At 63.1% G+C, this 14,656-nt stretch carries 15 protein-coding genes; 12 read left to right on the top strand and 3 right to left on the bottom strand.

Annotated features, from left to right (window positions below):
• Positions 1-12: 12 nt before the first annotated feature.
• The gene (gene smpB / locus QN397_RS15410; protein WP_187052072.1) at positions 13-492 is read right to left on the bottom strand and encodes an SsrA-binding protein SmpB; all 480 of its coding nucleotides are present in this window, start codon (positions 490-492) and stop codon (positions 13-15) included.
• A gap of 63 nt (positions 493-555) precedes the next feature.
• Here smpB and QN397_RS15405 point away from each other — a divergent pair, with 63 nt between their 5' ends.
• On the top strand, positions 556-1,002 hold the full coding sequence (locus QN397_RS15405) for a type II toxin-antitoxin system RatA family toxin (protein WP_323495209.1): 447 nt from the start codon (positions 556-558) through the stop codon (positions 1,000-1,002).
• A gap of 5 nt (positions 1,003-1,007) precedes the next feature.
• Positions 1,008-1,337: an RnfH family protein gene (locus QN397_RS15400; RefSeq protein WP_323495210.1), complete on the top strand. Its 330-nt coding sequence runs from the start codon at positions 1,008-1,010 to the stop codon at positions 1,335-1,337.
• Positions 1,338-1,375: 38 nt separating this feature from the next.
• Here QN397_RS15400 and QN397_RS15395 read toward each other — a convergent pair whose 3' ends face one another.
• Positions 1,376-1,912 carry a DUF4124 domain-containing protein gene (locus tag QN397_RS15395; protein ID WP_323495211.1) on the bottom strand — a complete coding sequence of 179 codons (537 nt, stop codon included), beginning with the start codon at positions 1,910-1,912 and terminating at the stop codon, positions 1,376-1,378.
• A gap of 194 nt (positions 1,913-2,106) precedes the next feature.
• On the opposite strand from QN397_RS15395, the gene guaB reads away from it, so the two are divergent.
• The 6 genes from guaB to QN397_RS15365 all read left to right on the top strand — a co-directional run bounded on the left by guaB (position 2,107) and on the right by QN397_RS15365 (position 8,368).
• Positions 2,107-3,576, top strand: coding sequence for an IMP dehydrogenase (guaB, locus tag QN397_RS15390; protein ID WP_323495212.1), 1,470 nt, complete (start codon positions 2,107-2,109; stop codon positions 3,574-3,576).
• Positions 3,577-3,584: 8 nt separating this feature from the next.
• Positions 3,585-5,210: a glutamine-hydrolyzing GMP synthase gene (gene guaA, locus QN397_RS15385; protein ID WP_323495213.1), complete on the top strand. Its 1,626-nt coding sequence runs from the start codon at positions 3,585-3,587 to the stop codon at positions 5,208-5,210.
• Between the two features lie 167 nt (positions 5,211-5,377).
• Entirely contained in the window at positions 5,378-6,010 is a 633-nt protein-coding gene (locus tag QN397_RS15380) for an FMN-binding negative transcriptional regulator (protein ID WP_323495214.1), read from the top strand.
• A gap of 39 nt (positions 6,011-6,049) precedes the next feature.
• On the top strand, positions 6,050-6,298 hold the full coding sequence (locus QN397_RS15375; protein ID WP_323495215.1) for a hypothetical protein: 249 nt from the start codon (positions 6,050-6,052) through the stop codon (positions 6,296-6,298).
• 55 nt (positions 6,299-6,353) lie between these two features.
• Positions 6,354-7,424, top strand: coding sequence for a tRNA adenosine(34) deaminase TadA (gene tadA / locus QN397_RS15370; RefSeq protein WP_323495216.1), 1,071 nt, complete (start codon positions 6,354-6,356; stop codon positions 7,422-7,424).
• The gene (locus QN397_RS15365) at positions 7,421-8,368 is read left to right on the top strand and encodes an LD-carboxypeptidase (RefSeq protein WP_323495217.1); all 948 of its coding nucleotides are present in this window, start codon (positions 7,421-7,423) and stop codon (positions 8,366-8,368) included. The genes tadA and QN397_RS15365 overlap by 4 nt, the downstream gene beginning before the upstream one ends.
• 47 nt (positions 8,369-8,415) lie before the next feature.
• Here the strand turns inward: QN397_RS15365 and QN397_RS15360 are convergent, their stop codons facing one another.
• Complete coding sequence (locus tag QN397_RS15360; RefSeq protein ID WP_323501342.1) at positions 8,416-8,892, bottom strand: hypothetical protein; 477 nt, start codon at positions 8,890-8,892, stop codon at positions 8,416-8,418.
• A 218-nt stretch (positions 8,893-9,110) separates the two neighbouring features.
• Between QN397_RS15360 and QN397_RS15355 the strand changes: the two genes are divergently transcribed.
• The 4 genes from QN397_RS15355 (at position 9,111) to QN397_RS15340 (ending at position 14,653) form a co-directional block, all read left to right on the top strand.
• Entirely contained in the window at positions 9,111-10,055 is a 945-nt protein-coding gene (locus tag QN397_RS15355) for an adenylate/guanylate cyclase domain-containing protein (RefSeq protein ID WP_323495219.1), read from the top strand.
• Between the two features lie 216 nt (positions 10,056-10,271).
• Positions 10,272-12,551 (top strand): AMP-binding protein, encoded by a 2,280-nt coding sequence (locus QN397_RS15350; RefSeq protein WP_323495220.1) that lies wholly within the window; start codon positions 10,272-10,274, stop codon positions 12,549-12,551.
• A gap of 25 nt (positions 12,552-12,576) precedes the next feature.
• A complete protein-coding gene (locus tag QN397_RS15345) occupies positions 12,577-13,548 on the top strand; it encodes an ABC transporter permease (RefSeq protein ID WP_323495221.1) in 972 nt (323 codons plus the stop codon).
• A 91-nt stretch (positions 13,549-13,639) separates the two neighbouring features.
• A complete protein-coding gene (locus tag QN397_RS15340) occupies positions 13,640-14,653 on the top strand; it encodes a sugar ABC transporter substrate-binding protein (RefSeq protein WP_323495222.1) in 1,014 nt (337 codons plus the stop codon).
• Positions 14,654-14,656 lie beyond the last annotated feature (3 nt).

Raw genomic sequence — 14,656 nt, 5'->3', positions numbered from 1 at the left:
ACGCCAAAGTTCTCATTTGCTGAACTTCTTCATCGCGCGCTCGACTTCACGCTTGCCTTCGCGGTCCTTGATCGTGTCGCGCTTGTCATGCTCGGCTTTGCCCTTGGCCAGTGCGACCTCGCATTTCACCTTGCCTGCCTTCCAATGGAGGTTGAGCGGCACCAGGGTGTAGCCCTTTTGTTCGATCTTGCCGATCAGGCGGCGAATCTCTTCCTTGTGCAGCAAGAGCTTCTTGGTGCGGACCGAATCCGGCGTGATGTGGCTCGACGCGCTGTTAAGCGGGTTGATCTGCAGGCCGATGACGAAGAGTTCTCCATTACGGATCACCACATAGCCATCGGTCAGTTGCACCTTGCCTTCGCGCAGCGATTTCACCTCCCAGCCTTCGAGCACGATGCCCGCCTCGAAGCGCTCTTCGAAGAAGTAGTTGTAAGCGGCCTTTTTGTTGTCGGCGATGCGGGAGGAGGGGTCTTGTTTCTTTTTGGTTGCCATGGCTCGGAAAGGTGGGGTCGGCATGGCTTCAATACAATCCGTCGCGCACGCCGTGCCGATTCTATGAAAACCGTTCAAAAGTCCGTCCTCATCTGGTACAGCGCCGAGGAGATGTACGCCCTGGTCACCGATGTTGCCAAGTACCCCGAGTTTTTGCCCTGGTGCAATCGGGCTAGCGTGATTGACCAGGACGAAAGCGGAATGACTGCTGAAGTCGGCCTTTCGTTCGGCGGAATCCGGCAGAGCTTTACGACGCGCAACACACAGATTGCCGGTCGCGAAGTGCAACTCAAACTGGTCAGCGGACCCTTCTCGAACCTCGATGGTGTCTGGAAGTTCACGCCGGTGGGCGAAACTGGCGAGCGGGCTTGCCGAGTCGAACTGAACCTGAACTACGGCTTCAGCAATTTCGCGCTGCAGGCCTTGATCGGCCCCGTATTCGACAAGATTGCATCGAGTCTGGTCGAGGGGTTCGTCAAGCGCGCCGAGCAGGTTTACGGCAAGAGCTGAATCGCATGCAGATCACGTTGGTCTATTCGCCAGGGCCCCGCCAGATCTTTGAAGAGACCGTGACGCTGTCCAATGGTGCGACGGCGCAGGATGCTCTGATCGCCAGCCGCCTTCCCGCCTCGTTCCCTGCGCTCGATTGGGCTGCCTTGCCCGTGGGCGTCTGGGGCCGGGTATGCGAATGGGACCGTGTGCTGGCAGAGTATGACCGGATCGAGCTGTGCCGGCCACTGAAGGTGGATCCCAAGGTGGCGCGACGCGAGAGATTTCAACGCCAGGGTGCGCGCGGGACCGGGTTGTTTTCCAGCCGTCGCCCGGGTGGAAAGGACGGTTACTGACTTGAGCTGCAAGCCTGCTCGGACGCCTGCATGCAAACTTACTTGCAGTCGCTGGCAATGACCGTCTGCAAGCGCTGCTGCTCTTCGGCACGCGCCTTGTCGTCGATGATTTCGCGTTCGCCCTGGGCGTTCAAGCGCGCCACACGGATGCCGCTGTCGAAGGTGGCCTTGCTCTGTCTTGCGCGATTGCAGTTTTCGGCTTTTGCCTGCGCGACCTTCTGAAGCTCTGCTGCGCGCTTGGCCTTTTCGGCTTCTTCCGCCTTCTTCGCTTTTTCTTCGAGTTCCTTGTCGACGCCGGATGGCCGAGCGCCACTCGCAGCCATGGCGGGCGCAGGCGCCGTGCCCGGTTCCGCTGCATCGGGAGCGGCCGAAGGGGTCCCTTGCGAGAAGGTCACCCGCGGACTGCCTCCGCCCGGGCGGCGCACGATGTTCTTTTCCGGAATATCAGGCGGCGGCGACTGGTCGCTGAAAACCTTCTTGCCCGCGCTGTCGATCCATTGCCATTGCGCGCTTGCGACCGTCGGCACGGCGCAGACCAATGCAAGGACGAGCGAATTCAAGTGGACGAACTTCATGGCGGGCAGTTTAGCGCTCCCTTACCTTTTGCAACGTTTTGACGTGGCTGATTTGAGGGGATCGCGGGGAAACAGCCACAGTTCGCCTCGAATGTGGCGCGGCGCCACATCTCCCTCCTTCCGGCCCTTGGTCCGGCTTTTGGTCCGGGTAAGTACGGGGCCATCGCTACAATCCGTCTTTTGGAGCCTTCCCCATGCGCCTTCTCGGCAAAGCGCTGACCTTCGACGATGTGTTGTTGGTGCCAGCGTTCTCCCAGGTCCTGCCCAAGGACACCTCCCTCGCCACCCGACTTTCCCGCAACATCACGTTGAATCTGCCGCTCGTTTCAGCGGCGATGGACACCGTGACCGAAGCACGCCTCGCCATCGCGATCGCCCAGGAAGGCGGCATCGGCATCGTCCACAAGAACCTGACGGCGCAGCAGCAGGCCGCCGAGGTGGCCCGCGTGAAGCGCTACGAATCCGGCGTGCTGCGCGACCCGGTGGTGATCACGCCGACGCATTCGGTGCGGCAGGTGATGGCACTGTCTGACCAGCTCGGCATCTCCGGCTTCCCGGTGGTCGACGGCGGCAGGGTCGTCGGCATCGTGACCGGCCGCGACTTGCGCTTCGAGACACGCTACGACGCGCCTGTCAGCGAGATCATGACGCAGCGCGACAAGCTCATCACCGTCCCCGACGGCACGACACTTGCGGACGCCAAGGCGCTGCTCAACAAGTACAAGCTCGAGCGATTGCTGGTCATCAACAGCGATTGGGAACTCAAAGGCCTGATCACAGTCAAGGACATCACCAAGCAGACCAGCTTCCCCAATGCAGCGCGTGACGCCTCCGGGCGTTTGCGCGTGGGTGCAGCCGTTGGCGTTGGCGACGGCACCGAGGAGCGCGTGGAAGCGCTGGTGGCCGCGGGTGTCGACGTCATCGTGGTGGACACCGCGCACGGCCACAGCGCTGGCGTGATCTCGCGCGTGCGCTGGGTCAAGAAGAACTATCCACAGATCGACGTGATCGGCGGAAACATCGCGACCGGCGACGCGGCACGCGCGCTGGCCGACGTGGGCGCCGATGCGGTCAAGGTCGGTATCGGCCCGGGCTCAATCTGCACCACGCGCATCGTGGCCGGCGTTGGGGTGCCGCAGATCATGGCGGTCGACAGCGTCGCCACCGCCTTGCAAGGCACCGGCGTTCCGCTGATTTCCGACGGCGGCGTGCGCTATTCGGGCGACATCGCCAAGGCCATCGCAGCCGGCGCCAGCACCGTGATGATGGGCAGCATGTTCGCCGGCACTGAAGAGGCGCCGGGCGAGATCGTGCTCTACCAGGGTCGCAGCTACAAAAGCTACCGCGGCATGGGAAGCATCGGCGCGATGCAGCAGGGCAGTGCCGATCGCTACTTCCAGGAATCGACGACCGGCAACCCCAACACCGACAAGCTCGTGCCCGAAGGCGTCGAAGGCCGCGTGCCGTACAAGGGCTCGATCGTCTCGATCGTCTACCAGATGGCTGGTGGCGTGCGGGCCAGCATGGGCTACTGCGGCTGCGCGACGATCGAAGACATGCAGAACAGGGCTGAGTTCGTCGAGATCACGACCGCCGGCATCCGCGAGAGTCATGTGCACGACGTGCAGATCACCAAAGAAGCGCCCAACTACCGGGCCGAGTGACCGACCCCATGCAACACGACAAAATCCTGATTCTCGATTTCGGCTCGCAGGTAACCCAGCTGATTGCCCGCCGCGTGCGCGAAGCCCATGTGCTGAGCGAAGTGCACCCGTGCGACGTCAGTAACGAGTGGATTCGCAATTACGCGAAGGATGGGTCGCTCAAGGGCGTGATCCTCTCTGGCAGCCATGCCAGCGTGTACGAAGACACGACCGACAAGGCACCGCAGGCGGTGTTCGAACTCGGCGTTCCGGTGCTCGGCATCTGCTACGGCATGCAAACCATGGCGCACCAGCTTGGCGGCAAGGTCGAGGGCGGCCATAAGCGCGAGTTTGGCGCAGCGGCCGTTCGTGCACGCGGTCATACCGACCTGTTGAACGAGATTGCCGACTTCAAGACCGACGAAGGTTTCGGCATGCTCAACGTGTGGATGAGCCATGGCGACAAGGTTACCGAGCTGCCACCCGGCTTCAAGCTGATGGCGTCTACCGAGAGTTGCCCGATTGCCGGCATGGCCGACGAAGAGCGGCATTTCTATGGCGTGCAGTTTCATCCCGAAGTCACGCACACGCAGCAGGGCACGGCGATCCTGCAGCGCTTCGTGCTCGACATCTGCGGCTCCAAGCCCGATTGGGTCATGCGAGATCACGTGGCCGAGGCGGTTGCGAAGATCCGTGAGCAAGTCGGCGACGAAGAAGTCATCCTCGGTCTGTCGGGCGGCGTGGATTCATCCGTTGCTGCCGCGTTGATCCATCGGGCCATCGGCGACCAGCTGACATGCGTCTTCGTCGACCACGGCTTGCTGCGCTTGAACGAGGGCGATCTCGTCATGGAGATGTTCGTCGGCAAGCTGCATGCGAAAGTGATTCGCGTCGATGCCAGCGAGCTGTTCCTCGGCAAACTTGGGGGGGTAAGCGACCCGGAAGCCAAGCGCAAGATCATCGGCGGCGAGTTCGTGACCGTGTTCAAGCAGGAAGCTGCCAAGCTGACCAGCGCGGGCGCCAAGGGTGCCAAGTGGCTGGCACAAGGCACCATCTATCCGGACGTCATCGAGTCCGGCGGCGCCAAGTCGTCGACCGGCAAGAAGAAGGCCGTGACGATCAAGAGCCACCACAACGTCGGCGGCCTGCCGGAGCAACTGGGCCTGAAGCTGCTCGAGCCGTTACGCGATCTTTTCAAGGACGAAGTGCGCGAACTCGGCGTGGCGCTCGGCCTGCCACCTGCAATGGTGTACCGCCACCCGTTCCCCGGCCCCGGCTTGGGCGTGCGCATCCTCGGCGAAGTCAAAAAGGAATACGCCGACTTGCTGCGGAGTGCGGACGCGATCTTCATCGAGGAGCTGCGCAACTTCATCGACCCGGCCAGCGGCAAGAGCTGGTACGACCTCACGAGCCAGGCTTTCGTCGTCTTCCTGCCGGTAAAGAGTGTCGGCGTGATGGGCGATGGCCGTACCTATGACTACGTCGTCGCGCTGCGCGCGGTGCAGACGAGCGACTTCATGACTGCGGATTGGGCTGAGCTGCCGTACGCGCTGTTGAAGACGGTGTCGGGGCGAATCATCAACGAGGTGCGCGGGATCAATCGCGTGACTTACGACGTGAGTTCGAAGCCGCCTGCGACGATCGAGTGGGAGTGAGCGTGTTCTTCCGGGCAGCTCAATGCGCCCATAGGGCGGTTCTCGCCATCAGCGTTCTTGCTCTTGTTGAAATGGCACCTCAACGTCGGTAACGTGGTGCATCAGTGAGCCGCCGCCTCGCGGACAATTCGCACCATCGCTCGCCCCGAGACGCCCCGAGACGCTCCATGTACCTGCCGCCCCAATTCAATTTCAAGGACCTCGCGATTGCGATCGAGCTGATGCGTGCCAACGCGTTCGCCAGCCTGATCTCGAACGACGACGATGGGCTGCCTTTCGTCTCGCATCTGCCGCTGGTCGCGGAGCAACACGAAGACGGCACGATCGTCTTGCTCGGGCACTGCGCAAAGCCGAATCCGCACTGGCGCTACCTCGAAGCCCGACCCAAAGCCGTCGTGACATTTCTCGGGCCGCATGCCTACATGTCGCCTGCGGTCTATCCGGACCTGGCCCGCGTGCCGACCTGGAATTACCTCGCGGTGCACTGCAAGGTCGAGTCGGCACTGGTGACCGAGCCAGCCGCCAAGGACGAGCTGCTGAAAAAGCTCATCGCCGAGCATGAGCCGGCCTACGCACAACAGTGGCGCGATCTTGGCGAAGACTTTCAGCAGAAGATGCTGACCGGCATCGTCGGCTTCACGCTGCGGGTGACCGACCTGCAGTGCAAGCTGAAGCTCAATCAGCACCGACGCGAAGCGCATGCCGAGATGTATTCGCGCTTTTCTGCAGGGTCGCCGGACGAGCAGGCACTGGCTGAGTGGATGGTGCGGCTGGGCATGAACACGACCGCAGCTGCGTGAGATGAGCGACAGACATAAGCGACAGACAAGGAATCTGACATGCGCATTTTCGGATTGGTCGGTTTGCTGGTGGCCCTCGTGATCGTCGGCCTGCTGGCGAAGAAGCAGCTCGCGCCGATCGCCGCGCCGACCTTGCCAGCTACAACCTCCGTACCCGGTGCGCCAGCGCCCGCCGCCGGTACAGCGCCGGCCAACGCACGCGAGCAGAGTCAGCAAATGCAGCAGCAGTACAAGCAGGCGATCGATGCGGCGATGCAGCCGCAGCGCAAGATGCCCGAGGACAATTGAAAGCCCTACGAAGGGCCGCTCGCGTCTGCGACATCCGCTCAGGCACCGGCGACCGATGACAGACAAGGATTGGATGGCGCTCGCATTGAGCGAAGCGCAAGCCGCCGCCGACGCGGGCGAAGTGCCCGTGGGTGCCGTGCTCGTGAAAGACGGCTTGCTGGTCGCCAAAGGCCGCAATACGCCCGTGGCGCAGCACGATCCGAGCGCGCACGCAGAGATCAACGCACTTCGGGCCGGCGCAACGGCACTCGGCAACTATCGGCTCGATGGCTGCGAGCTTTTCGTCACGCTCGAGCCTTGCGCGATGTGCGCGGGCGCGATGCTTCATGCGCGGCTGGCGCGTGTCGTGTTCGGCGCGGCCGACATCAAGACGGGCGCTGCCGGATCGGTCGTCGATCTCTTTGCCGAGCCACGCTTGAACCACCGAACGCGCGTCGTGCGCGGCGTGCTCGAAGCGCAGTGCAGCGAGTTGCTTCAGCGCTTTTTTCGCCAGCGCCGTGATGCCGCGCGCGAAAGCGTCCAACCGCTGAGCGACGATGCGCTGCGCACGCCGCCAGAGCGCTTTACCGGCCTGACTGACTACCCCTTCACGTCTCGCTGGATCGACGACCTCCCGAGCTTGCGTGACTGGCGCATGCATTACGTCGACACGGCACCTGCGGTCCCGAAGCCCACGTTGCTGTGCCTGCACGGCCCCGGAGAGTGGAGCTACTTGTTCAGGTACCTCCTTGCCATGTCCGGCCCACGCATGCTGGCGCCCGACCTCATCGGCTTCGGCATGAGCGACAAGCCCAAGCGCGATGTCGTGCATCGGCTCGACTGGCATCGCGACGTGCTGATTGAATGGCTGGATCGTTTGCAGACGGGTCCGATGGTGCTCGTGCACAGCGCGGCAGCGACCGACCTTGCGACGCTGTTGTCGGCGGCAGCGCCACGCCAGTTCGTGGGTGTGCTCACTGCGCCTGAAGGTGGCGAGGCCGTAGCGCACGCGTGGCGTGCGCCGTTTCCAGACCGTGGCCACGAAGCGGCATTGCGGGCGCTCCCGCCAGCCGCGGCAACCTCCGGCCCGAGCCCTTCGCAGGCGCTCCAATTGATAGAGGACGCGATGGGATACTTCCGCGAGTGACAAAACACATCTACATCTATTCCCCCGCCAGTGCGGTGCGCGACCGCGCCGCTTTCAAGCGCGGCGTCGCACGGCTCAAGGCACTGGGCTACGAGATCGAAATCGACGAAGCGGCGCTTAGCGTGCACCAGCGTTTCGCCGGCGACGACGCCGTGCGGCTCGCCGCCATCTCGCGTGCTGCCGCAAGCCACGCCGACGTGGCGCTCATCGCACGCGGTGGCTACGGCCTGACGCGCATCCTCGACGCGATTCCGTACAAGGCCATTGCCAAAGCGATCGAGCACGGCACCGAGTTCGTCGGCCTGAGTGACTTCACCGCGCTGCAGAGCGCGCTGTTCGCAAAGACCGGCGCTGTGACCTGGGCCGGCCCGGCGGTGGGCGAAGACTTCGGAGCTGAAGAAGGCGCGGACGACATCATGGAAGACTGCTTCGGCGACTTCACGAGCGGGCAGGGCGAGGGAACGGGCTGGCGCGTTCCGGTCCGCGACGCGGCCGCCATGGCGTCGCCGTTGAAAAGCATTCACGGTGCCACGTTGTGGGGCGGCAACCTGTGCGTGCTGACCAGCCTGCTCGGCACGCCGTATTTTCCGGCGGTCGACAAGGGCGTGCTGTTCGTCGAAGACGTGAACGAGCATCCTTATCGCATCGAACGCATGCTCGACCAGTTGCGTCATGCGGGCGTGCTGGCGCGTCAAAAGGCGATCGTGCTGGGTCAGTTCACAAGCATGCGCAAGATCCCCGGTTACGACCGCGGCTTCGACCTGCAGGCCGTAGTGACGCGACTGCGCGGCTTGCTGAAGATTCCGGTGTTGACGGGGCTACCGTTCGGCCATGTGCCGACCAAAGTGATGTTGCCGGTGGGCGCCAAAGTCGAAATGGCGGCCGACGAGAGGGATGTATTTTTGGTGTGGGGTCATCGGCACCACCGTGACCACGCGCATTGACCTGAAGAAGTCAGTCTCGATCTGACTTGTTCAGACCGAAAACTTGTTCAAACCGGGAAACGCTGGTGAATGCGCGGGCCCATGGTGTTGGGCAATCCGCCTTTGAACATGCCGTTGATCTGCTTGACCTGACGGCGCGCTTCCAGCTCGCCATCGACTTCGCTGATTGCGGCCAACAAGTCTTGCCGGAGATACCAGAGGGCTTCCACGTCTTCGGCAAAGCGCACGCGTTGCATCAGGCGCTGGACGTTCTGGCCGGTGTGCACCTGCAACAGTGACAACATCACCGTGCGAATTTGCCCTGTCTTACGGTCGGCAGAGCGGCTCCAGCCAATGCCGGGGAAGGACAGAAGTCGAAAGAAGCTGCTTGGGGAAACCATGACGCGGGAGCTATTTGCCTGGAGACTTGATGAACGTACGTTAATGGGCGTCAAGCGGTGGCACAAGCCCGGACACACTTTTTCATCATTAAAAACAACATACTTCACGAAACTGTTCAAGCGCTTTCCCAAGAGTTGATACATTAGTTTTAGTTTTGGGTGATCAGGGATGCGATGAGGGCTGAGAAAAGACCCTGTTGAATCCAGCCGCGGGCCTGCGTTCGTACTTCGGACGCACATTGACATTGGAGAGCGCAAAACGATCGGCGGCTGCATCGAGCCTGCACGTCGCTAATCGCTAACGCCTAGAAACGAATGCTTTGCCATAATCAAACAGCTGTCGCTACCAAAGAATTCACAAAATGGGCATTCAAACCACCGTCGTCTTTGCGGACCTGACCGGAAGCACGCGGGTCTTCGAGGCCATGGGAAACGCGCGAGCGACGGAAACCGTCACGCGATTGATTCAGTGGATCGGCGGCGTTTGCGAATCCCACGGCGGGCGCGTCGTCAAATCGTTAGGCGATGGCGTCTTCGCGACATTTCAGAGCGGGCCGGCTGCCACTGCAGCCGTGCTGGAGATGCAGCGCAATCACCAGAAGCGGCTGTCTGTCTGGCCGGCGCCGTTGCGCATGGACCTGCAGATCGGCGTGGCGAGCGGAGAAATCGTCGAGGTCGACGGTGATTGCTACGGCGATGCCGTCAACCTGGCTTCGCGCCTGAGCGACCTGGCCGGCCCGGGTCAGATTTGGGCGACCGATTCGGTGATCGAGCAGCTGCACGACGGCAGCGTTCGGCATCGCAATCTGGGCCCGATCAACATTCGCGGCCGCAACGAGATGGCGATCGTCCATCGCGTCGACTGGCAGGAAGAGGTTTCGGAGTTCCTGACGATGCCGGCATCGCTGGCGCCGCAAAAGGCGCCCGACTCGACCTTCGGCCAGATCGAGCTGGCCTGGCTCGATGTGCGCTCGATGTTCCGTGCAGCGGAGTTGCCGATTCATTTGGGACGTGTCGACGATGCGCAGTTCGTCGTCAACGACCCGCGCGTGTCGCGGCTGCACGCGCGCATCGAGGCGCGGCAAGGCAGTTGCGTGCTGGTCGATGTCAGCACCTACGGCACCTGGGTGCGTTTTCACGGTACCGCCGGTGCCAGCGGCGAGATCGCATTGCGCCGGCAGGAGTGCGTGCTGCACGGCAGCGGCGAGATCGGCTTGGGCGCGCCCTTGAGCGACTTCAGCGCACCGACGATTTCGTTCAACACGACCGGCGGCAACGTGCTGCTGGCGCGACGCGACGCGCGCTAATTGCGTTGCGTCGACCATCGGTCGACGTTCGGGTAACACCCGCCCCGCTTCGCCCGATGCTGCGCTGCAGCTAAGGGCAAATCAGCATACGCACCTGCCATACAACGGCAGAAACTCGCGCTCAGTCAGGATGCTTACCGTCCGGTAACCTCGTATCTTCGAGGGCGCCTCGGGTTGGTCGACCGCATCCATGGCTTCAGATAGACGAGGAGTCGCATGGGTACTGAGCTCGGGGATTCGCCTTGGCGGACCGACCGTGAAAGGCAGCAGCCACGCAGCGCCAAGCGCGACGCCGTGCTCACCGCGGCAGCACGCCTGTTCACGCACCGCGGCTTTCAGGGAACCTCGCTCGACGACATCGCGCAAAGCCTCGGTGTCACCAAGCCGACCCTCTATCACTACGTCGCGAACAAGGAAGAGATCCTCTTCGAGTGCGTGCGCCGTGGTCTGGGTGCGCTGCGGGCCTGCATCGACGAAGCGACCGAGCGCGGCCTCGCGGGTCGCGAGCGGCTCCGCGCCGCGATGGAAAACTACGCCGGCATCGTGACCAGCGACTTCGGCCTTTGTGTGATCCGCATCGGCGAAGACCCGCTGTCGGAGCCGCGCCGGCGCGAGCTGCGTGCGCTCAAGGGCGAGATCGATGTCGAGTTCCGCACTCTGATCGAGGCCGGCATGGCCGAAGGCTGGATCGCCGCCGGCGATGCGGCTATGGCGGCCTACACGGTGGTTGGCGCATTGAGCGGCGTGGGCCGTTGGTACCGGCCAGAGAACCGCGCTGCCCACAACCTCGAAGACGCGGTGCGCCATTGCATCGAAATGCTCATGCGGGGCGTGCTGAGCGCGCCGTCGCAACACAGTGCCGCGGTGCCGCTTCGTGCACGCCCCGGCCCTTGGGGAGAAACCATGTCGGAGATGCGTCGCGAAGTTCATTTTGGGGACCGCGTGGTGCGCTGCTTTACGCCGCGACGCGTGCATGTGGCGCAGTTGCTGGCCGACGTGCTCGCGGCACGCCCGGATGCCGAGGCCTTGGTCATCGGGCCGTTACGACTCACCTGGCGCGGCTTGCACCATGCCGTGTGCAAGTGCGCAGCCGGCTTGAAGCAGCGCGGCACTGGTCCTGGCGATCGGGTCGCACTGTTCATGGACAACAGCGCCGAGTTCGTGATCGCCATCTATGCCTGCGCGTGGCTTGGCGCGGTCGCCGTGCCGATCAGCTCGCGAGCCCGTGCGGCGGAGATTGCGTATTCGCTCAACGATGCGGAGGCGCTCGCACTGGTGTGCAGCCGCGAGCTCGCCGAGTTCGTTCCTGCGTCGACGTCGGTGCCATCGTTGCGGCATCGCCTGGTGGTCGGCGGAGCGAAACAAGGCTTCGAGCCTTTCAGCGACCTCATGCAGGCGCAGCCGCTCACGCAACCGCACGACAGCGCCGAAGAAGACCTCGCCGTGCTGCTCTACACCTCGGGCACGACCGGCAAGCCGAAGGGCGCGATGCTGAGTCACCTCAACATCGTGCATTCGGTGATGCACTTCGTGCAGGCCATGGGCCTCGGCCCGGACGATCGCAGCGTGGTGGCAGTGCCGCTCAGCCATGTCACCGGGCTCGTGGCCGAGCTCTACACGATGCTGCATGCTCAAGGCTGCGTCGTGCTGATGCCGCCCTTCAAGGCTGGCGAATTCGTGCGGCTCGCGGCTGAAGAGCGCATGACCCACACGATCATGGTGCCCGCCATGTACAACCTGTGCCTTTTGCTGCCAAACCTGCAGGAGCACGACCTGCATCACTGGCGCATCGGCGCCTTCGGCGGCGCGCCGATGCCTTCCGCCAGCATCGAAGCGATGGCCGAGCGCCTGCCCAACCTCACGCTGATGAACGCCTACGGGTCGACCGAGACCTGTTCACCGGCGACCATCATGCCGCCCGGCCAGACACCGCAGCATCGAGACAGTGTCGGCCTGGCTGTGTCGTGTGGCGAGATCAGCATCGTCGACGACGACGGCAATGAAGTGCCACGCGGCGAGGCCGGCGAGATATGGATCGCCGGGCCGATGGTGTCGCAGGGCTACTGGCGCAACGAGGCCGCCACCGCCACCGAATTCAAGGGCGGCTACTGGCGTTCCGGCGACATCGGCAGCATGGATGCCGATGGCTATGTGCGCATCCTCGACCGCAAGAAAGACGTCATCAATCGCGGCGGCTACAAGATCTTTTGCGCCGCGGCAGAGAGCACGATCACCGAGCACCCGGAGGTGATCGAGGTCGCTCTGGTCGGCGTGCCGTGCGCCGTGCTCGGCGAGCGCGTGCATGCCTTCGTTTGCGTGCGGCAACTGGATGCGTCGACACAGGCCGCGGCACTGCAGGCTTTCAGCAGCGAGCGCCTTTCCGACTACGCCGTGCCGGAGACCTGGACCATCGGCACCGAGCCGCTGCCGCGCAACCTGAACGGCAAGGTCATGAAGCGTGCGCTGCGCGATTCGTTGCATGTCGCCATGACCTGAGCCGGAATTCGTCACAAAGCCATCGATGAAAAAAATCCACATCTCGCAGCAGAGCATCGTCTTCGTACTGTTCGTGCTGATGTTCCTCGGCTTCGCGCTCCTGTTGCCCGGCTTCGCGCAGGTCGACAACCTGCTCACGCTGCTGCAGAACGTCGCCATCCTCGGCATCCTCGGGCTCGGCATGTCGGTGGTCGTCATCGGACGTGGCATCGACATCTCGATGATCGCGGCGCTCGCGGTGCCGTCCGGGCTGCTGCTGCAGCTGATGCAAAACGGCATGAGCTTGCCTGCCGCCTGCGCACTGGCTGTCGGGTTGTCGCTGGCGTTCGGGTTGGTCAACGGCTGGCTCATCGCGTATGCCGAAGTGCCGTCGCTCTTCACCACGCTGGCTTCGGGTTTGTTTCTCGCGGGGTTGGGCCAGGCGTTCTTCTTTCAACTCGAAGTGGTGCAATGGCCGAGCAATATGGACTCGATCGCCTGGATGGGGCGTGGCACGTTCGCCGGCCTGCCGATGCCGGTTGTCATGTTCGGAATCGCTGCGGCGGGGCTCGCACTGTTTTTGAAACGGCTGCGCGCCGGCGCCTTCATCTACGCCATCGGCGACAACCCTTTCGGCGCGCGCGCCACGGGCTTGCCGACCCGGCCGATCGTCGTGCTGCAGTACGTCATGGCCGCGTTGATCGGCGTCTTCGCCGGCATCGTGATGGCGGCTTCGGTCAACAGCATGCCGACGCGCATCTTCAACTCCACCATGATCTACGACGTGGTGCTGGTGGTGGTGCTGGGCGGCATCGGACTTTCCGGCGGCCGCGGTGGTGTGCTCAACGTGATCATCGGCACGCTGCTCATCGGAACCATGCTGAACGGCATGACGATCCTCGACATCTCCTATTCGGTACAGAACATCGTCAAGGGCGTGGTACTGCTGGTCGCCATCCTGGTCGACTCGGCCTTCAATCCGCGCAACGAGGAGACCGCCCAGCAGGGCGACATCTGACCTCGACCAATTGCTTTTCTCAAGTTCCGTTAGTGCCCCGCGCCAGGCATCCATTGGCGCTGTTCTTAAATACAAATGAAGGAGACACAGCATGCATCTCGGACAAAAAATCGCGACTGTCGCTTGCCTGACCCTCGGCCTCGCCGCCGCGCAAACCGCGCTGGCGCAGGGCAAGGGGCTGGACGAGCCGTTCCGTGACGGCTACAAGAAATCACTGGATGGCAAGACCGTCGGCTTCATCCCGGTGGCGATGGGCTTCGACCTGGCGCAGGGCTGGTACAACGGACTGAAGAAGGAGCTCGAGCCTTCGGGCATGAAGGTCGTCGCGCGCGACCCCAACTGGAACACCAACTCCGGCGCGCAGGCTTTCACCGCGCTCATCGCCGAGAAGCCGGCTGTCATCGTCATCCATAACCCCGACGTCGCGACCTACGCCAAACTGATCGCCAAGGCCGAGAGCGAAGGCATTTATGTGGTGCAGATCAACATGCGATCGGTACAGCCGTCGACTGTGTTCGTCGGCGCCGATTGGGTCGATGTCGGCGAGCGCAATGCCGAGTCCGTCGTGGCGGCTTGCAAGGGCAAGTCGAACAAGATCGCCATCGTGCAGGGCGCGCCGACGGCAGCGACCAGCGCCTACACGTTGAAGGGCGTGGAGAACGTGCTTGCCAAAAATCCGCAGATCAAGGTCGTCTCGAACCAGGCGGCCGACTGGGACGCCGCCAAGGCCAAGGCGCTCACGCAGACCGTGCTGAAGCAAAACCCCGACCTGTGCGGCATCATCGGATTTTGGGACGGCATGGACATCGGCACTGCTGCCGCGGTCAAGGAAGCGGGTCTCACCGGCAAGGTGTTCCTCGCGACGTCGGGCGGTGGCGAGCAGAAGGGCGCCTGCGACCAAGTGAAGTCGGGCGCTTTCGATTCCGACATCAGCTACGACGTGCCGACCCAGGCCAGCAACATGGCCGCGATGATCAAGTGGCTGGTGCAGAACGGCATCAAGCCCGGCTCCGCCAAACAGAACATCTACACCACGCTGGTGCCCATCACCAAGGAGAACGCGAGTGCCGACGGCACCTGCTGGAAACTGACCGCCAGCAAGTAACGC

This window comes from Variovorax sp. RTB1 (assembly GCF_035018765.1).
Lineage (GTDB): Bacteria > Pseudomonadota > Gammaproteobacteria > Burkholderiales > Burkholderiaceae_C > Variovorax.
This window is presented reverse-complemented; position numbering and strand designations above follow the sequence as displayed.